16 protein-coding genes are annotated in these 19,555 nt (G+C 63.7%); 10 read left to right on the top strand and 6 right to left on the bottom strand.

What is annotated here, in order from left to right; genetic code table 11:
- Window positions 1-77: 77 nt before the first annotated feature.
- The 5 genes from QAO71_RS12470 to QAO71_RS12450 all read left to right on the top strand — a co-directional run bounded on the left by QAO71_RS12470 (window position 78) and on the right by QAO71_RS12450 (window position 5,934).
- A complete protein-coding gene (locus QAO71_RS12470; RefSeq protein ID WP_280164573.1) occupies window positions 78-932 on the top strand; it encodes a cache domain-containing protein in 855 nt (284 codons plus the stop codon).
- A 75-nt stretch (window positions 933-1,007) separates the two neighbouring features.
- The gene (locus QAO71_RS12465; RefSeq protein WP_280164572.1) at window positions 1,008-1,649 is read left to right on the top strand and encodes an EthD domain-containing protein; all 642 of its coding nucleotides are present in this window, start codon (window positions 1,008-1,010) and stop codon (window positions 1,647-1,649) included.
- 33 nt (window positions 1,650-1,682) lie between these two features.
- Window positions 1,683-3,203, top strand: coding sequence for an amidase (locus QAO71_RS12460; protein ID WP_280164571.1), 1,521 nt, complete (start codon window positions 1,683-1,685; stop codon window positions 3,201-3,203).
- Window positions 3,204-3,290: 87 nt separating this feature from the next.
- Entirely contained in the window at window positions 3,291-4,058 is a 768-nt protein-coding gene (locus tag QAO71_RS12455) for an SDR family oxidoreductase (protein ID WP_280164570.1), read from the top strand.
- 88 nt (window positions 4,059-4,146) lie between these two features.
- Window positions 4,147-5,934, top strand: a complete 1,788-nt coding sequence (locus QAO71_RS12450) for an SLC13 family permease (RefSeq protein WP_280164569.1) — start codon at window positions 4,147-4,149, stop codon at window positions 5,932-5,934.
- A 32-nt stretch (window positions 5,935-5,966) separates the two neighbouring features.
- Here the strand turns inward: QAO71_RS12450 and QAO71_RS12445 are convergent, their stop codons facing one another.
- The 6 genes from QAO71_RS12445 to QAO71_RS12420 form a co-directional block, all read right to left on the bottom strand.
- A complete protein-coding gene (locus QAO71_RS12445; protein WP_280164568.1) occupies window positions 5,967-7,283 on the bottom strand; it encodes an MFS transporter in 1,317 nt (438 codons plus the stop codon).
- A 291-nt stretch (window positions 7,284-7,574) separates the two neighbouring features.
- Entirely contained in the window at window positions 7,575-8,600 is a 1,026-nt protein-coding gene (dmpG, locus tag QAO71_RS12440) for a 4-hydroxy-2-oxovalerate aldolase (RefSeq protein WP_280164567.1), read from the bottom strand.
- 10 nt (window positions 8,601-8,610) lie between these two features.
- Entirely contained in the window at window positions 8,611-9,531 is a 921-nt protein-coding gene (locus QAO71_RS12435; protein WP_280164566.1) for an acetaldehyde dehydrogenase (acetylating), read from the bottom strand.
- A 15-nt stretch (window positions 9,532-9,546) separates the two neighbouring features.
- Entirely contained in the window at window positions 9,547-10,338 is a 792-nt protein-coding gene (locus tag QAO71_RS12430) for a fumarylacetoacetate hydrolase family protein (protein ID WP_105643588.1), read from the bottom strand.
- 13 nt (window positions 10,339-10,351) lie between these two features.
- Window positions 10,352-11,125 (bottom strand): glucose 1-dehydrogenase, encoded by a 774-nt coding sequence (locus tag QAO71_RS12425; protein ID WP_105643587.1) that lies wholly within the window; start codon window positions 11,123-11,125, stop codon window positions 10,352-10,354.
- A gap of 11 nt (window positions 11,126-11,136) precedes the next feature.
- Window positions 11,137-12,150: a flavin reductase gene (locus tag QAO71_RS12420; protein WP_105643586.1), complete on the bottom strand. Its 1,014-nt coding sequence runs from the start codon at window positions 12,148-12,150 to the stop codon at window positions 11,137-11,139.
- A 200-nt stretch (window positions 12,151-12,350) separates the two neighbouring features.
- Between QAO71_RS12420 and QAO71_RS12415 the strand changes: the two genes are divergently transcribed.
- From QAO71_RS12415 to QAO71_RS12395, 5 genes are all read left to right on the top strand, one after another.
- Window positions 12,351-13,781, top strand: a complete 1,431-nt coding sequence (locus tag QAO71_RS12415; RefSeq protein ID WP_280164565.1) for a coniferyl aldehyde dehydrogenase — start codon at window positions 12,351-12,353, stop codon at window positions 13,779-13,781.
- 69 nt (window positions 13,782-13,850) lie between these two features.
- Window positions 13,851-15,512, top strand: a complete 1,662-nt coding sequence (locus QAO71_RS12410; protein WP_280164564.1) for a methyl-accepting chemotaxis protein — start codon at window positions 13,851-13,853, stop codon at window positions 15,510-15,512.
- Between the two features lie 294 nt (window positions 15,513-15,806).
- Window positions 15,807-16,997 carry an acyl-CoA dehydrogenase family protein gene (locus tag QAO71_RS12405; RefSeq protein ID WP_280165686.1) on the top strand — a complete coding sequence of 397 codons (1,191 nt, stop codon included), beginning with the start codon at window positions 15,807-15,809 and terminating at the stop codon, window positions 16,995-16,997.
- 68 nt (window positions 16,998-17,065) lie between these two features.
- Window positions 17,066-18,778 (top strand): FAD-binding protein, encoded by a 1,713-nt coding sequence (locus tag QAO71_RS12400; RefSeq protein WP_280164563.1) that lies wholly within the window; start codon window positions 17,066-17,068, stop codon window positions 18,776-18,778.
- A 12-nt stretch (window positions 18,779-18,790) separates the two neighbouring features.
- On the top strand, window positions 18,791-19,555 hold the full coding sequence (locus QAO71_RS12395; protein WP_280164562.1) for a glucose 1-dehydrogenase: 765 nt from the start codon (window positions 18,791-18,793) through the stop codon (window positions 19,553-19,555).

The following is a 19,555-nucleotide window of genomic DNA, read 5'->3' as shown; positions in this document are numbered from 1 at the left end:
GTCCGAACGGACGATGTGAACTGGGACCGGCTGGCCTACCGTGGGGCTGACCCAAAGGCACCGAAACGGAGGCGCTGATGAGATTGTGGATAAAAGGTCTGGTGGCCAGTCTGCTGGCTTGCCTATCGCTGCCTGGCCTGTTGCTGGCGGCGGAGCAGGATGACGAGCAGCGGGCCCGGGCGTTGCTCGAACGGGCTGCGACCCACTACCAGCAGGAAGGTGAGCGCGCTTTCGCTGCCTTCAGCCGCCTGGGACAGTTCACCGAGGATGACCTGTATGTGTTCGTGGTGGACCGTGACGGCATCATGTTGGCCAGCGGCGGCCCCTCGCGCCAGCTGATTGGCCGGGATATCTCACCGCTGCTTGATGATCAGCTACGCACCGGTTTCCAGGCGATTCTCGAACATCCGGTGAGCGGGGATATCCTGGAAGGCGAGTACCGCTGGATCAATTGGCGTCAGGGCAGGGTGGAGCGCAAGAAGGCCTTCTACCGGGTATTCGATCAGGCCATTCTGGCGGTCGGTTACTATATTCCCCGTTCCGATCCCGCCGAGGCGCGTAACATGCTGGAAAGGGTGGCGGCGGCGCTGGCCGATGACCCCGAGCAGACCATCGAACAGATCAACCGGCTGGATAGCCAGTTCTACCAGGATGACACCTATCCGGTGATCATCGACAGCGACACCCATCGCTTCGTCGCCCATGGCTACAATCGCGGACTGGTCGGCAGCCGCTTCGACAATGTCGAGGACCATGCCGGACAGCCGCTGGGCGCGCCGATCATCGAGCGGATGCAGGGGCGTGATACCGGCGAGTTCGATTACCGCTGGCGCAACCCGGCTACCCAGCAGGTCGAAGACAAGACTGCACTGATCCGGCGGGTGGACCGTTATCTGGTGCTGGTCGGCTGGTATAGCGCAACGGCCGAATAGGCAGTGTTTTTTCCGCAGGTCAGGGCGGCGGATGGTCTGTCGCCCGAACCCTGCATTTACCTGGTAGGGAACAGGATGAAAGCAGTCTCTCTCGTATCGCGGCGTGCCGATCTGGATCGCGCCGGGTTTCGTGATTACTACGAAACCACCCATTGCTGGCTGGCCATGCGGCACTTCCCTTTTCTGGGTTACACCCGCAACCACCTGACGGACCATCCGGAGCTCGATTTCGATTGCATCAGCGAATTCGAGGCTCCTGCCTATCTGGATGATGTGGATGTCATGGGCTCCCGCTCCCGGCAGCTGGTCATGGATGATGAATTGCAATTCATGGACCCGGAGCGGATTCGGGTCGCCGGCGTGCGGCGGCATATATTGATCACGCCTGCGCAAGCGGTCCCGGCAGGCCGGCTGGACAGCCGCGTCCTGATGTTGGAACAGGACCAGGAGACGTTGTTGGCATTGGCGCAGCGACTGGCTGAAGAATTGGCCGCTACCCGCACTGATCTTTATGGGATGCGTCTGGACCTGCTCGACAACGATCCGCGATACCCGCTGCCATGTAATGCCTTGCTATGGTTGGACTGGCTTGATCGCAGCGAGCCGCTGCCAGCAGCTCTGCAACAGTTGCCTGGACTGCAGATGACACTGCAGGTCGAGCGCTGCGATACACCGCAGGCGACGCTGCAGGAGAGATTCGTCGCCTTTCAACCCTGACGATAACGACACAATAAGAACAAGGAGTACCCGATGTCCGGGATAACACGACGGCAGCTTATCCAGGGAGCCGCCTGGCTGGCCGCTGGTGCCGCGCTGAACCTGCGACCCCTGTCCGCGTTGGCGGCCGGCGGTATGCGCTTCGATGAGTACCGGCGTTGTGATGCGCTGGAACTGGCCCGATTGGTGCGTGCGGGTGAGGTCAGCCCCGCCGAGCTGCTGGAGCTGGCGATCGCCCGTACCGAACAGGTCAACCCCAGCATCAACGCAGTAGTCATCAAGCATTATGAAGCCGCGCGCAGACTGGCCGGCTCGACCATCCCTGATGGGCCCTTCCGCGGTGTGCCCTTCCTGCTCAAGGACCTGGGCATCAGCATGGCCGATACCGTCACTACCCACGGCTCGCGTTTCTTCCGCGAGGCGAAAGCGGCCACGGACGACCCCTATGTGCGCAAGGCGCGCCAGGCCGGACTGGTGATCTTCGGCAAGACCAACAGCCCCGAGTTCGGTAACAACCCCTCCACCGAAGGCACTCTGTTCGGCGATACGCGCAACCCCTGGAATCTCGATCACAGTGCCGGCGGATCATCCGGTGGTGCGGCGGCTGCGGTAGCCGCCGGTATTCTGCCGGTGGCGCATGCCAGCGATGGCGGCGGTTCGATCCGGCTGCCAGCGTCGTCCTGCGGGCTGTTCGGTCTCAAGCCGAGCCGTGATCTGGTACCGATCGGCGACGCTGCAGGTGGAGCGCGTGGCCTGCTGTCGGCACAGCATGTGATCAGCCGCAGTGTGCGTGACTCGGCGGCGCTGCTCGATGTGCTGGCCTGGGACAATCCAGGCCAGGGTTTCGGCGGTGCCGAACAAGGCACCTATTTCGCCCAACTGCAGCAGGCGCCGGAACGCCTGCGTATCGCCCTGATGCGCCAGCCGCTGCTGGATATGCCGGTGGATCAGGTATGTCTGGATGCACTGGAGGACGCGGCTCGGCTGTGTACCGAACTGGGCCATGAGGTGGTCGAGGCAATTCCCGAGGTGGATATGCAGGCCGCCATGCAGGCCTCCGGTACCCTCAGCGTCACCAGCCTGGCCGAACGCATCGCCCGGCGCGAAGCGCAACTGGGGCGGGCTGTCGGTAACGACGACCTGGAGCCGGTGAACCTGGAGATGCTGGAATGGGGACGACAGGTCAGCGCAGTGGACTACATGGGCGCCCAGGAGGGGCTGCGCCAGACCGCTCGAGACATGGCCCGCTTCATGGAAGGTTTCGATCTGGTCCTCAGCCCGACCATGACCTGGGCCCCGCCGCCGCTGGGCGTGGTCGACATGGACCTGCCGCTGCAGGAGTTCGGCCCGCTGGCCACCCGCAGCTCGGTGTTCACCGTGCTGTACAACATCACCGGTCAGCCGGCCATGTCGGTGCCGCTGTACTGGAGTACCGAGGGGCTGCCGATCGGGGTGATGTTCGCCGGGCGCTTCGGCGCCGAGCGTACCCTGCTGCGGCTGGCCGGCCAGTTGGAGCAGGCACGCCCCTGGTTCGACCGCCTGCCACCGGTCTGAGGCCGGCGCTGTGCATGCTTTACCCGCTACCCGGCCGGCAGCCATGCGGCCAGCCGGGCCTACTACAGTCATGACAGGAGTTTACCCATGCCCATTACCGCCGTTACCGGCGCCGCCTCCGGAATAGGCGCCGCGCTGTGCCAGCAACTGCGTGAAGCCGGACACCAGGTGATCGGTATCGATCGCGCCAACAGCGACATCAATGCCGATCTTTCCACCCCGCAAGGCCGTCAGCAGGCGGTGAACGAAGTGCTCGAACGCTGCAATGGTGTGCTCGATCACCTGGTGCTGTGCGCCGGTGTGGGAATTACCGCGCCCAACTGCGGCCTGATACTGGCGGTCAACTATTTTGCCGTGAGCAGCCTGCTCGACGGGCTGGCCGATGCGCTTGGCAAGGGCAGCCAGCCGTCGGCGGTGGTGGTCGGTTCGGTCGCCTCGGTGCAGCCGGGTGGCGACCAGCAACCGATCGTCGAGCTGATGCTGGGCGGTGACGAGGCGGCAGCGTTGGAACTGGCCAACCGGGAAGTCTCGCCGAGCCTGGCCTATGCCGGTTCCAAGTACGCGGTCAGCGTGCTGGTGCGTCGCAAGGTGCACGAGTGGGCCAAGCGCCGTGTACGGCTCAATGTGGTTGCCCCGGGTGTGGTCGAGACGCCGTTGTACCAGGCCTCCACCGAAGATCCACGGTACGGCGAGGCAACCCGCAATTTCGTCGCTCCGCTGGGCCGTGGCAGCCAGCCGCAGGAGCTGGCCGAGGTGATCCGCTTTCTGCTATCGCCCCAGGCCAGCTTCATCCATGGCACGGTACTGTTCGCCGATGGCGGGATGGATGCGATGATGCGTCCGAGCCGCTTCTGAACGGACCAGGTCGATGCTGAGGCTGGTGGCGATACTACCGGCCAGGGGTATAGCGCTCTAACCAGAATAATAGCGGGGCTTCTAGTAAATGGAGTGGCAGGGCGCTCTCACACTGACGACACTCTTCGCTGTCCTGTCGGTCTTGATTCTGACTCGTCTTTCGGCCGATATGGTACTCATGTCGGCCCTCGCGTTCCTGTTGATCACCGGCGTTCTCGACCCTGCCCAGACCCTGGGCGGCTTCGCCAATCCCGGTGTCATTACCATCGCTACGCTATATGTGGTCGCGGCAGGGCTGAAGGAGACCGGGGCGGTGCAATGGATCGCCCGGCACCTGCTGGGCCATCCCGCATCGGCCAGGGGTGCCCAGCTGCGGATGATAATGCCGACAGGCATTCTCAGTGCCTTCATGAACAACACCGCGGTGGTGGCCATGTTCATTCCAGCGATCCAGGATTGGGGGCAACGGCTGGGTATACCTGCGTCCAAGCTGTTATTGCCGTTGAGCTACGCTGCCATCTTGGGCGGCACCTGCACGCTGATCGGAACCAGTACCAACCTGGTAGTGGATGGCATGCTGCAATCCCAGGCCGGTATCCGTCTGGGCCTGTTCGACATCGCCTGGGTCGGGGTACCTCTGTTGGTGATAGGGGGAGGTTTCCTGGTGCTGTTCAGCTCCCGTCTATTGCCTGATCGTGCCGGGGCCAGCGAGGACCTGAATCAGGTTCGTGAGTACGGGGTGGAAGTCGAGGTCGTGGCCCCAGGCCCTCTGGTCGGCAAGACCATTACCGAGGCCGGGCTACGCGCGCTGAATTTTGGTTATTTGGCTGAAATCGACCGTGGCGGACGTTTGATAACCGCGGTTGAGCCGAGCCGGGTGCTGGAAGGGGGCGATCGTTTGCAATTCATCGGTGCTCCGGAATGTGCCAGCGAATTACGCCGTATTCAGGGGCTGCGTCCGGCCAATGGCAATGTTCACAAACTGGCTGTGGCCAATCACCAGCGCTGTCTGGTTGAGGTGGTCCTGGGGCCGGAGTTCCCGGCGCTGGGCCAGACCATTCGCGACAGTCGTTTCCGAACACGCTTCAATGCGGTGATCTTTTCCCTGTCCCGCGAAGGCAGGCGTGTGCCGGGGAAGTTGGGGGACATCACCTTCCAGCTGGGCGATACCCTGCTGCTGGAAGCCAGTGAGCAGTTCGTCGAGCAGTACCGCTTCCGGCGTGATTTTCTGCTGGTCAGCGCCTTGAATGATTCGACGCCGCCGGATTTTCACAAGGCGCCCAGGGCGCTGGTTATTCTCGGGCTTATGGTATTGGTCAGCGCCTCCGGGCTGTTGCCGATCATGGAGGCGGCTTTCCTGGCTGCTGGCGCGATGATAGTGACAGGCTGCATTACCGCCAGTCGAGCCCGCAGCAGTGTTGACCTGCCGGTACTGGTGGTTATCGCGGCATCCTTTGCCCTGGGTACTGCCATGACCGTGACCGGGGCGGCCAGCTGGATTGCCGATAACCTCCTTGGCGATGCGCAGATATCACCCTGGCTGGCCCTGCTGCTGGTTTATGTGCTGACGGGTATATTCACCGAGGTGATCACCAACAATGCCGCGGCAGTGCTGATGTTCCCCATTGCCGTGGCCGTGGCTGAGCAGTTGGGAGTCAGCCTGCTGCCCTTCGCCATTGCAGTGATGTTTTCTGCCTCGGCCTCTTTCATTACTCCCCTGGGCTATCAGACCAACTTTATGGTGTATGGCCCGGGGCGCTACAGGTTCTTCGATTACATGAGAATCGGAGTGCCACTGAATGTGCTGGCTGGCGCTGTCGCAGTGTTGCTGATTCCCCAGGTCTGGCCCTTTCACTTGCCTGGGCTGACGCCATGATCCCGTGCCTCGACAACCCCGGGCGGCATACCCTACGCCGTTTGCAATCCCGGCTGAGGGGCGAATGCCTGCTGCCGGTACAGTTGCAGCAGCAGGAACATGGGTATCAGCAGACTCAGATGCACCAGCAGCAGGGCATGGCGCAGCGACTCGGTGCCGCTCCAGGGCAGCAACAGATCACTCAACAGGCCGGTCAGGATCGGCCCCAGACCGATACCTGCCAGGGTGGTGCAGATGGTTTGCAGGGCAACAGCGGTAGCCCTTTGCCGTGGGCTGACCATCTGTGTCAGCAGATTGAAGCAGGGCGCCACCCACCACATGGTGAAAAAGCCCATGGTCGCGCACCAGAGCATGGCGGTGGGTACCTCCACGCCGCCAAGAGTGAACGCGATACCCGGCGGCCAGAGTATGTACAGCAACAGGCTGACCAGGGTCACAACGGTACCGATCAGTGGCAGTCCCAGTAGCCAGGCCTGGCTGCGCAGGTTCAGCCGGTCGCTCAACCAGCCGCTGAACAGACCGCCCAGCGCCGCGCTGCAACCGGTCACTACCCCGGCGAGGATACCGGCACTCTGCAGCGACAGGCCGTGTGAGCGGATCAGAAACGGGGTATTCCACATGGCGAAGGCCAGCCCGCTGAAACTGAACAGGGAGCAGGCGGCGACCAGTTTGCGATAGTGGCTGTTGCCCAGCAACTGACGGGCCGAGCGCCACAGGCCCAGGGTCGGTGCGTTGCCATGCAGTGGGCTGTCGAAGCGGCCACGGACGGGCTCATGCACGGCAATGGCCAGCAGCAGCGAGATCAGCAGCGGCGGAGTGGCGATGATATGAAAGCCGGTACGCCAGCCGTAAGTGTCGATCACCCAGGCACCCAGGCTGAGGCCGACGATGGCCGAGAGTGTCGGTGCGGCAGTAAAACAACTGATTGCCAGCGAGCGATTGCGCGCCGGGTAGAGGTCGGCGATCAGCGACAGCGAGGCAGGGGTGACCGGTGCCTCGGTAATTGCCACCAGCATGCGCGCGATGACCAGCATGGGGAAGCTGACGGCAAAGCCACAGAACAGCGTGGTCAACGACCAGAGCGCGGCGCACAGGGCCAGTAGCCGAACCCGCGAATGACGGTCGGCCAAGCCGCCGGCGGGCAGCCCCATCAGCGCATAGGCGCCGGCGAAAGCCAGGCCGGAGATCAGGCCCATGGCGGTATCGCTGGCACCGAACTCCAGTTTGATCGGCTCGATCATCACCGCCATGATCTGCCGGCCGAGAAAGATACTCGCATAACCGCCAACCAGCAGGGCCAGTACCGCATGGCTGGCTCTGCCGACTCGGGTATCAACTGCCGACATCATGAATCTCCTGTTACCCCGGTTTCGGGTTGGCGAGCGCCTGCTCGCTAACCTACGGACGAGCTGGCATGCAGGACTGTGCTATCCGGCAACTGCGCGGACGAGCTGGTGCTCGTCCCTCCCAGGCGTCATCGGGAACGCCGAGTATCCCGGGGAACGCCGAGCTTCCTGGGGGGAGCGTCGAGCACCAGCTCGATGGGCGGACTGGCATGCAGCCTCGCGCCATCCGGCAACCGCGCGGACGAGCTGGTGCTCGCTCCTCCCGGCAGCCCACCGGTAGCGCGAGTCTCCCCACTATGCCTGGCGCTGCTTGAGCAGGGTCAGCGCAGTATCCTCGATCATGTCTTCCTGCCCGCCGACCATGCCGCGGCGGCCCATTTCCACGAGGATTTCCCGGGCCGGTACGCCGTACTTCTTCTCGGCGCGCTTGGCGAACAGCAGGAAGGAGCCGTAGACCCCGCCGTAGCCCATGGTCAGGGCGTCCTTGTCGCTGCGGATGGGGAAGTCCATGATCGGCACCACCAGGTCATCGGCCACGTCCTGGATACCGAACACATCCACACCCGTCTCGATGCCCATGCGCGCGCATACGGCAACCAGGATCTCCATCGGTGTGTTACCGGCCCCGGCGCCCAGGCCGGCTGCGGCGGCGTCGACGCGGGTGGCGCCGGCGGCGACCGCAGCAATCGAGTTGGCGACGCCCATGGCCAGGTTGTGGTGGCCGTGGAAACCGATTTCAGTGCCCGGCTGCAGGGCGGCGCGTACCGCGCTGATCCGCGCGGTCACGTCATCCGGCAGCATATAGCCGGCCGAGTCGGTGATATACACGCAATTGGCGCCATAGCTCTCCATCAGCCTGGCCTGTTCGGCCAGACCCTCGGGGCTGTTCATGTGCGCCATCATCAGAAAGCCGACGGTATCCATCTCCAGCTTGCGCGCCAGGTTGATGTGCTGCTCGGAGACGTCGGCCTCGGTGCAGTGGGTGGCCACGCGGATGGTATTGACGCCGATCTCCCGGGCCATCTTCAGGTGGTCGATGGTACCGATGCCGGGCAGCAGCAGGGCGGAGACTTTGGCGTTGTTCATCAGCGGTACCACCGCCGACAGGTATTCCTCATCGGTATGCGCGGGGAAGCCGTAGTTCACCGAGCTGCCGCCCAGGCCGTCACCATGGGTCACTTCGATCAGCGGAATGCCGGCGGCATCCAGGCCCCGGGCGATGGTCTGCATCTGCTCCAGGCTGATCTGGTGGCGCTTGGGGTGCATGCCGTCGCGCAGGGTCATGTCGTGCAGTGTGATCTTCTTGCCTTGCAGGTTCATGGGCGGCTCCTCACAGGTTGGCGGCAATGGCGTCGGGGTCGAAGCTGCCGTCGAGCATCTTCTCGGCGAACAGCTCGGCGGTGCGGGCACCGGCGGCGGTCATGATGTCCAGGTTGCCGGCGTACTTGGGCAGGAAGTCACCCAGGCCCTCGACCTCCATGAATACCGACACCCGGTTACCGTCGAATACCGGACCGTTGACCAGCTTGTAGCCGGGTACGTACTTCTGCACCTCGGCGATCATGCTGTGGATCGAGTCGGTGATGCGCGCCTGATCCGGGGTATCGACGGTCAGGCAGTGGATGGTGTCGCGCATGATCAGCGGCGGTTCGGCCGGGTTGATGACGATGATCGCCTTGCCCTTCTTCGCGCCGCCAACCTGTTCGATGGCGCCGGAGGTGGTGCGGGTGAACTCGTCGATGTTCTTGCGCGTGCCTGGTCCGACCGAGCGCGAGGACACGGTGGCGACGATCTCGCCATATTCCACCGCCTGGACCCGGGATACCGCAGCGACCATGGGGATGGTTGCCTGGCCGCCGCAGGTGACCATGTTGACGTTGAGGATCGGCTCGCCGACATGCTGTTGCAGGTTCACCGGCGGCACCACGAAGGGACCGATGGCGGCCGGTGTGAGGTCGATCATCAGTACGCCCAGTTCGTTCAGCTTGCGGCTGTTCTCGGCATGCACATAGGCCGAGGTGGCGTCGAAGGCGATACGGATGTCATCTTCGCGGACATGCGGCAGCAGGCCGTCGACGCCATCACTGGTGGTCTTCAGGCCCATTTCCTCGGCCCGTTTCAGGCCCTCGGAGGTGGGGTCGATGCCGACCATCCAGACCGGCTCCAGCACCTCGCTGCGCTGGAGCTTGTACAGCAGGTCGGTGCCGATATTGCCTGGCCCGATCAGGGCGCAGCGGATCTTCTTGCTCATGGTGTTCTCCGGGCGTTAGTCAGTGAAACGCAGACTGGCTTTACCCAGTCCGCTGATATGCATGTCGATCTGATCGCCGGCAGTGACCGGCACCAGCGGGGCCAGGGCGCCGGACAGGATGATCTCGCCACGACGGAAGGGAATGCCCAGCTCACCCAGGGTATTGGCCAGCCAGGCCACCGCCGCGCAGGGGTGACCCTGTACTGCAGAGCCCAGACCGCTGCCGGCCGGCTGGCCATTGAGGTGCATGTTCAGTTCGACGCTGGCCAGATCCAGCTGGCGTGGATCGATGCGCGCCTCGCCGAGGGCGAATACGCCGCAGGAGGCGTTGTCCGCCACGGTATCCTCGATGCGGATCTGCCAGTTGGCGATGCGCGAATCGACAATCTCGAAGCACGGGGCCACCGACTCGGTGGCCGCCAGCACATCGCTGGCGGTAACGCCGGGGCCGCTCAGATCCTCGGCCAGGATGAAGGCGATCTCGCCCTCGGCGCGCGGTGCGATCAGCCGGTATTCGGCCAGGCTGACGGCGCTGCCATCGGCGACCTGCATGCGGTCGGTGAGAAAGCCGAAGTCCGGCTGGTGCACATCGAGCATGTCCTGCACTGCCTTGCTGGTAACACCAATCTTCTTGCCGATGACCCGTTCGCCCAGCGCCTCGCGGCGTTGCAGGAACTGCAGGGAAATCCGGTAGGCATCGTCCAGGGTCAGTTCGGGGTGGCGGCCAGTCAGCGGCTGCAGCGGCTTGCGCTCGCGCAGGGCGGCATGCAATTCATCGCCCAGCGCTTTGATCAGGTGGTCATCCATCATGCTGTTCCGTTCAGGTGGGGAAGACGCTGGATTCGGCGCCGCCATCGACTTCGATGACCTTGCCGGTCACCCATTTCGACGCGGGCGTAGCCAGATACAGCGCGGCCGCGGCGATATCCTCGACCTCGCCAAGGGCGCGCAGGGGCGTGTTGTCTTCCATGATCTGGCGGATCTGGTCAGTCATCACCCCGGCCAGGGCGTCAGTCATGATCGGCCCGGGGGCGATGGCATTGATGCGAATGACCGGAGCGAAGTCCTGGGCCAGCATCTTGCCCAGATGGGTCAGCGCCGCCTTGGCTGCTGCGTAGCGGCTGAAGTTGCGCTGAATGTAGCGCGCCGCGCCAGAGGTGATATTGATGATGTTGCCCTGGCCGGCTTCGAGCATGTGCGGCGCGCAGAGCTGGATCAGGTGATAGGCGCTGGTGACGTTGAAGTGCAGCGCACGGTCGAATTCTTCCCAACTCAGCTTCAGCGGGCTGTTGGGGCCGCCGCCGCCGGCATTGTTGACCAGATGGGTGAGCTTGCCGAAGGCCTCCAGTGTGGCGCCGACCGCTGCCTCGCGCTGGACGGCGTCATTGACGTCGCAACTGACGGCGATGGCCTGGCCGCCCTGGCTGCGGATCTGCTCGGCGACGGCTTCCACATCGGCCTGGGTGCGCGCGGCGCAGACCACGCTGGCACCGGCTTCGGCATAGGCCAGGGCGATGGCTTTGCCAATGCCCTTGCCGGCACCCGTGACCAGCGCTACGTTATCTTTCAGGGTGAAACGTTCGAGTAGGGACATACTGGTAATCCTCAGACCTGTTGATAGTCGTTCATGGCCGGGCCTTCGGTGGCCCAGAGATCGGGCAGGCCGGGGTCGGTGGCCTGGATCAGGCGCTTGAGCAGGAACTTCAGCGCCTGGGTATCGCCGCTGCCGAGCTTCTCGGTGACTTCTTCCTCCACCGCCTTGGCCAGGGCCACATGCTCGAGTGACACCTCGCGCCCCTCGCCGGTGAGAACGAAGCGCTGTTGTCCGGACTGCTCGTCTGCCACTATGTAGCCCTGCTTCTGCAGGAACAACAGCATCGACAGGGTTACCTCGCGTCCGGTGTAGGCGACGAAGTGATTGATCTGCTCCAGTGTCAGGTTGTCCTGGATGCTCAGTACCGAGAGTACGAAAAAGGCATGCTCATCCAGCTTGTGGTTCTGCAGCAGGGTGCGCAGAAAGGCGACCAGCTGGTAATGCGCCCGCCCGGCCAGATAGCCCAGCAGATCTTCGGTATAGCTGCATTCCGGAGCGACCTGCTCTATCTGTGACAGGCGCACGCCCTCGCGCGGTTTGCGTGCGGTCAGTGCATACTGGCCGCTCTGGAACGCCAGCGGCGGCAGGTGGCTCTTGTCGAAGCCGAGTACCTCGCCGACGAAGATCACGTGGTCGCCACCCTCGTACATGAAGGCGGTGCGGCATTGGAAGCGCGCGGTACAGTTGTGCAACAGCGGAATGTCATTGATGCCGCGGTCCAGTTCGATACCGGCGAACTTGTCCTCGCCACGCGAGGCGAAGCGGCCGGACAGGGCTTCCTGTTCCACCGACAGCACATGGACGTTCCAGTGCTTGGTGCAGGAGAAGGCATCCAGGCTGTAGGCGGACTTGGCCAGACTCCACAGCACCAGCGGCGGGTTGAGTGACACCGAGTTGAAACTGTTGGCGGTGATGCCAATGGGTGAGCCATCCGCCGCCCGGGTGGTGATGATGGTCACCCCGGTGGTGAAGGTACTCAGGGCGTCACGAAACGCCTTGGGGTTGAAGCTTGCCTGAGCAGTCATGTCTGCCTCGTATCATCCAGGTTCAGTGGCTGCAGTATTCGCCGGGGGCGGCGGTGGGTCATCGTCTTTATGGACTAACGCGCGGTGGGGCTACTGGTCCATATGGACGAGGTGAGGGCAGAGAGGCTCATCTATCGTGCGGGACACTACAAAAATAGCGCCTGGAACAGGCAGGATCAGGCAAAAAAGGAGACCGCTGCATGCGTGCCCATCTGCAATCCATTGATCAACTACCTTCCTTGCTGGCTGCCCAGCGCAGCGCCTTCGACCAGCAGGGGCCGGTCAGCGCCGAGCTGCGGCGTGGCCGCATCCAGCAGGTGATCGACCTGCTGGTGGATCACCATCAGCAACTGGCCGAAGCCATGGACGCCGACTTCGGCGGCCGCCATCCCGGCTTTGGCCTGATGAATGATGTACTGGGATCGCTGGGCTCGCTCAAGCATGCCCGCGACCACCTGGAAGCCTGGATGCCGGATGAGCCGCGCCAGGTATTCGCGCCCTACGATCAGCTGGGCGCGCAGGGCTGGGTGCAGTATCAGCCCAAGGGCAGCGTCGGCATCATCGGTACCTGGAACGCGCCGTTGTTCACTCTGTTGAGCCCGCTGGCCTGCGCCTTTGCCGCCGGCAACCGGGCGGTACTCAAGCCCTCGGAGATCGTCCCACGTACCGCCGAGCTGTTGGCGCAACTGATCGACCAGCGCTTCGATCCGCTGGAGCTGGCGATCATCACCGGCGGAGTCGAGGTGGGCCAGGCCTTTGCCAGCCAGCCATTCAACCATCTGGTATTCACCGGCAGCACCGAGGTCGGTCGTGACATCATGCGCCGGGCGGCGGAGAATCTGGTGCCGGTGACCCTGGAGCTGGGCGGCAAGTCGCCGGTGGTGATTGGCCAGAGCGCCGATATCGCCGAGGCAGCTCGCCGACTGGCGATTGCCAAGGGCACCAATGGTGGGCAGATCTGCATTTCCCCGGACCGGGTGTTCGTGCCGGTGGCGCAACGGGAGGAGTTCATCCGCCAGCTCGCCGAGGCCTTCAACGGCCTGTATCCCGGCGTGTCGGACAATCCGGATCTGGTCAGCGTGGTCAACCAGCGGCACCTGCAGCGGCTGGATGGCTATCTGGCCGAGGTTCGCGAGATGGGCGTGGAAGTGGTGCAATGCCCGGATGTGGTCTTCGATGCTGGCTCGGGCAAGCGTCCGCTGAGTCTGGTCATCAATCCGCCGTTGAATAGCCGCATCATGCGCGAGGAGATCTTCGGGCCGGCACTGGTGGTGCTCAGCTACAGCGATATTCACCATGTGGTCGATGAGATCAACCAGGGCGAGCGACCGCTGGCACTGTATTATTTCGGCACCGACCAGGCCGAACAGGACTTCGTGCTGGGGCATACCCTGTCCGGTGGGGTGAGCATCAACGATGCGCTGATGCACGCCGCCATGGAGAACGCCCCCTTCGGTGGCGTCGGCGCCTCGGGCATGGGCCATTATCATGGCCGCGAGGGCTTTCTCGAATTCAGCCATACGCGCACCGTATTCAAGGCCGCAGCGGTCGATCCGCGCGCGGAATGGGGCATGCTGCCCCCCTACCACGCCGGTTTCACCGGGGTGATGCAGGCCCAGATCACCCGCTGATTTCACTGTTCTGACCTTCCGGCTCCCCTGGACGGGGGAGCTGTGCATGCCTGGCTGGGAGGCCACACCATGCCCCGAATCCATTTGCGTATGAGTATTGCCGCCCGCTTGCTGCTCTGGGCCGGGCTCGCCAGTGTGTTGTTCTACACGGCGGTTGGCCTGGGCTGGTACGGCCTGCAGTCATCCCGGGACAGTCTGCGGGCGGTGCAGGCGGAACAGTTGACGGTGATCAGCCAGACCACCGAGATCGAACACCTGCTGGATGACAACCGGCGTCTGGTGCTGATCGCCTTCCAGTATGACCCTGATGGCAAGCTGTCGATTGCTCATGACCGGGCCATGTCCATATATCTGGAAGAAATCCGTGCCAATAGTGCTCGGATCGAAGGGTTGCGCACCGTCTTCGATCAGCGTCCGCTGGATGAGCAGGAACAGCAGCTGCTGGCGGTGTTCGAGGAGCATTACCAGCTCTGGCTGGAGGACCTGGACGCCATGCTGGCACTACTGGAAATCGAGGATTTTCGCGTCAATGGCATGCGCGCCTTCCTTCAGGTGGGAGCCGAGGAAGGGCGTCTGGCGCGGGTTGCCCTGGCGGAGCTGCGTACCCATCAGCAGCAGAAGGCCGAGATCGGTTTTCTGTTGGCCGAGCGGCGCTACCGGGTAACGGTGGGCATCTATCTGACCCTGGCCATCGTCGGGCTGGTGCTTGGCAGCATCACCGGGGTGCTCACCCTGGCCCGCCTGCGCCGTGGTTTCGGCACGGTATCGGAGCATGCGCGGGCGATTGCCGCGGGTGACCTGACGGCTGAAGTGCGGATCAGTGGCCGGGATGAGATCGCCGACCTGATGAGCGAGTTCGCGCGCATGCAGGGCAACCTGAGGCAGTTGATTGGTGGCGTGCGCGAGCAGGTGACACTGCTCGGCAGTTCCTCGGTACGCCTGTCGGGCTTGTCCGATGGCGCCTCCCGCATGGCTCAGCAGCAATCCGATGCGGTGATCAGCATGTCCTCGGCGGTGGAGGAGTTGTCGGTGTCCATCGATGAGGTGGGCAACCATGCCGAAGCGACGCGGCAGATCACCGAGCAGGCCGCGGCGCGCTCCAGCCAGAGTGAGGCACTGATCCAGCGCATGACCGCAGAGATGACCGATATTGCCGGCGCAGTGCAGCAGACCGCCGAGCATATGGAGGATCTGGAGCGCTTTTCGACGCAGATCGGCAGCGTGATCAAGGTGATCAACGAGGTGGCCGAACAGACCAACCTGCTGTCGCTGAACGCGGCCATCGAGGCGGCTCGAGCCGGTGACATGGGGCGAGGATTCGCAGTGGTGGCCACTGAGGTACGACAGCTGGCGGAACGGACCTCGCAATCGACCCTGGAAATCGCCGAGACGGTCAAGCAGGTGCAGAGTGGCACCCGTGCCGTGGCCGCCGGCCTGCAGCAGACGGTCGGCAGGGTGCAGGCCGGGGTCGAGCTGGCGCGGGAAGCTGACGGCTCGGTGGCACAGATCCGTGCCGGTACCGGCGAGGTGATCATCGCGGTGAACGAGATCACCGAGGTGCTCAAGGGCCAGTCCGCCGCTACCCGGGAGATAGCCGTGCGTGTCGAGGGGGTCTCCAGCGGTGTGCAGGAGATGTCCGGCAGCGCCGCCGAGAGCGCGGCCGCCGCCGCCGAGCTGCAACGCCTGGCCGGTGAACTGGAACGCATGGCCCAGAGTTTTCGCACCAGTTGATGGACGGGCAAGGGCGGGTGCCAGCTCGCCGGTAGTCACGGCCCGGCGTAGCGCGGGCGCGCGCGCTACACCCCGGTACCTTGTGCTTCCCCCCCCCCCTCGGGTTGGCGAGCGCCTGCTCGCCGACAACAGAGGTTCAGTGCAGTGCACGCGCGCGACGTCGACTTGCCAAGCTCTTTTCACTCCTGACTTGAACCATAGTCCGCTTTGACGATGAGTACTCGGGAGTCGCTCCAGATAATCAGGAACAGCCGCGCATAGGGGCGCTGCGGAGAGTCTCTGGAGGACCAAATGATGGGTGTCACTCGCGAACGAAGTGAAAAAGAACGCGAATTGCTGGAAAGCGCGCGACAGATGATCCCGGCGCTGAAGGCGCGAGCTGAGCAGGCTGATCGGGACCAGAAGGTACCGGTCGAGACCGTTGCCGATATGCAGGAAGCAGGACTGTTCCGGGCCATGCAGCCGAAGCGCTTCGGCGGCTTCGAGCTGGATCCGCGTGGCTTCTTCGATATTCAGATGGCCCTGGCCGAAGGCTGCATGTCGACCGCCTGGATCTACGGGGTGATGGGTGTGCATCCCTGGCAGCTGGCCCGCTATCCGCTAGAGGCCCAGGAGGATGTATGGGGTGAGAACCCCGATACGTTGGTCGGCTCCACCTACATGCCGGTGGCCAAGGTGACGCCCGCGGAGGGCGGTTACCGGATCAGCGGTCGCTGGGGCTTCTCCAGTGGCAGCGAGCACTGCACCTGGACCCTGCTGGGCGGCATCATCCCGCCGGATGCCAATGGCGAGGGGGCCGAGCATGGCACCTTCCTGGTGCCGATCAGCGATTATCGCATCGAGCGCAACTGGGACGTGCTGGGCCTGCGCGGCACCGGCAGCCACGATATCGTGGTCGAGGATGCCTTCGTGCCTTTCCATCGGGTGCAGCGTACCAACAATACCAGTATGGAAGCGACGCCGGGGCGGCTGGTCAACACCAGCCCGCTGTATGCCATTCCTTTCGCCCAGGTGTTCACCCGTGCGGTGTCCAGTTCCTGCCTGGGCGCGTTGCAGGGGGCGATCAACGAGTTCCGTGACAACGCCAAGCGCCACATCGGCAAGCATGGCGGCAAGACCGCTGAAGATCCCCTGGCGCAGGAAGTGGTGGCTGATGCGACCCTGACCCTGGACCAGCTCAAGCTGGTGCTGGAGCGCAACTTCGAGCATCTGATGGGGCTGGCGCAGCGCGACGAGTTTCCCGATGTGGAAACCCGCCTGCTGTACCGCTACCAGTCGGCCTATGTGACCAATATCTGTGCCGACAAGGCAGATCAGCTGCTGCGCTGCATGGCGGCTTCGGGTTTGTACAACACCAACCCGGTGGCGCGGATCTTCCGCGACCTGCACCAGGCGCGTGGGCATATCTCCAACAACGTGGCTGCCTTCTCCCGTGCCTATGGCGCCGTGCAGCTGGGTCTGCCCAACCCCGACCCCTACGTCTGAAGCAGGCTACCGCCGCCGGCCTCGCCGGCCGGCGGTGTTTCCACTGATCACAACAATTGAGTGTCGACATGCAGAACAATAACGATTTCAGCGCAGTATACGATCTGGTAGTGGTGGGTTCGGGAGCCGGGGCGATGACCGCCGCCGTGACTGCCGCCGACCAGGGATTGTCGGTGCTGATGGTGGAAAAGGCTGCTCAGTACGGTGGCACCTCGGCTCTGTCCGGAGGCGGGATCTGGATTCCCAACAACCATTATTTCAAGGCCATTGGCGGCAATGACAGTGCAGAGCTGTCCTGGACCTATCTCAAGGCCGCCGTCGGTGACCGCGTGGACGAGAAGCGTCTGCGGACCTATCTGGAAAAATCACCGGAAATGATCGTCTGGCTGGAGCAGAACACCCGCGTGCGTTATGCGGTGGCCGACAAGTATCCGGATTACTACCAGCATCTGCCGGGTGCGCTGCCGGGCGGACGCAGCCTGGATCCGGAGTTGTTCGATCTCGCCCAGCTCGGCGATGAACTGCCGGCGCTGCGCGAAGCGGCGCCCGGCAACCTGCTGATGGGGCGTATCGCCTGGACCGCGCGGCATGCGCACAAGGCGATGTCCAAATCCCGCGGCTGGCGGCTGATGATTCTGTGGCTGATGCTGCGCTACAAACTGGATTTCAGCTGGCGCAAGAAGACCAACAGCAAGCGTGACCGGCGCACCGCTCTGGGTAATTCACTGGTGGCCAGCCTGCGTGCGTCGATGATGGATCGCAATATAGCCCTGTGGCTGAACACGGATTTCCGTGAGTTGATCGAACAGGACGGCCGCATCAGCGGCGTGGTGGTCGAGCGCAATGGCCAGCTGCAACGGATTCAGGCGAACAAGGGCGTGATCCTCGGCGCGGGCGGCTTCGAGCAGAATCAGATGCTGCGCGACAAGTACCTGCCGCAGCCGACGCAGGTGGCCTGGAGTGCCACGCCGGCGGGAGCCAACACCGGCGCAGCACTGGAAGCAGGGCAGGCCGTGGGTGCGGCGACCGATCTGATGGATTGGGGCTGGTGGGCTCCCAGTCTGCTGGTGCCAGGTGAAGACCGGGCGCGTGGCGTATTCGCCGAGCGGGCCTTCCCTGGTGCCATTGTGGTCAACAGTCAGGGCAAGCGCTTCGTCAACGAGGCGATCGCCTACCTGGAATTTGTCGACGCCATGTACCGCGACCATGCCGCGACGGGTGGAAAGAGCATCCCCAGCTGGGTCATCTTCGACAGCAAGTTCCGCTTCAACTATGCCATGGGCCCGTTGATGCCGGCGCAGATCATGCCCGACAGCCGCCTGCGCAAGGAGTGGCTGAACAAGGTCTACTACAAGGCTGACTCGCTGGATGCGCTGGCTGGACAGACCGGTGTGGACGCGGCCGGACTCAAGGCGACGGTCGAACGGATCAACGGTTTTGCCCGCAGCGGCAAGGATGAGGATTTCGACCGCGGCGGCAATGTCTTCGACCGCTACTACGGCGACAGCAATATTACCCCCAACCCTTGCCTGGCACCGCTGGAGAAGGGACCGTTCTATGCCATGCCGATGTACGCCGGGGATATCGGCACCAAGGGCGGCCTGTTGACCAACGAGCAGGCCCAGGTGCTACGCGAATCGGGTGAGCCCATTGCCGGGCTGTACGCCATAGGCAACACGTCGTCCTCGGTGATGGGCACCACCTATCCGGGCGCCGGCGGCACCCTGGGACCAGCGATGACCTTCGGGTATGTTGCCGCCCTGCATATTGCGCAACAGTAGAAGGAGACGACCATGAGCAATCGACTGATCAACAAGGTGGCGGTGGTGACCGGTGCCGCCAGCGGTATCGGCGAGGCCAGCGTGCGTCGCTTCGTCGCCCAGGGTGCACGGGTGATCATGACCGACTTGAATGTGGCGGACGGTGAGCGCATCGCCGCCGAGCTGGGCGAGCAGGTGCTGTTCATGCGCCAGGATGTCAGCGCCCCGGCTGACTGGCAGGCGCTGGCCGAGCTGGTGCGCGGACGCTTCCAGCGGCTCGACATCCTGGTCAACAACGCCGGTATCCTGATCCCCGGCAGTATCGAGGACGCGACCCTGGAGCAATGGCACAAGCTCATGCGGGTCAATGCCGACAGTGTGTTTCTCGGCTGCCAGACTGCCGTGGCGCTGATGAAGGAGAGCGGCGGCGGTGGGTCAATCATCAACATTTCCTCGATTGCCGCGCTGGCGGCCCGCGATGATTACCTGGCCTACGGGGCCAGCAAGGGCGCCGTGGCGGCCCTGACGCGCAGCGTGGCGGTACATTGCCGGAAGCGCAAATACCGCATTCGCTGCAACTCGGTGCACCCGGATGGGGTGCTTACGGCGATGACCCGCGCCAGCTATCCCCAGGGTCTGGACCCGGCCCGCCTGACCATTGATCACGATCCGATGAACCGTGCCTGTCTGCCGGAGGATGTGGCCGACGCGGTGCTGTATCTGGCAACGGATGAATCGCGCGCGGTCAACGGTATTGAGCTGCGGGTCGACAGTGGACAATTCGTGATGAGTATCTGA

It is taken from the genome of Halopseudomonas sp. SMJS2 (assembly GCF_029866945.1).
GTDB lineage: Bacteria > Pseudomonadota > Gammaproteobacteria > Pseudomonadales > Pseudomonadaceae > Halopseudomonas > Halopseudomonas bauzanensis.
The sequence above is the reverse complement of the archived record's forward strand: the minus strand, read 5'-3'. Positions and strand labels throughout refer to the sequence as shown.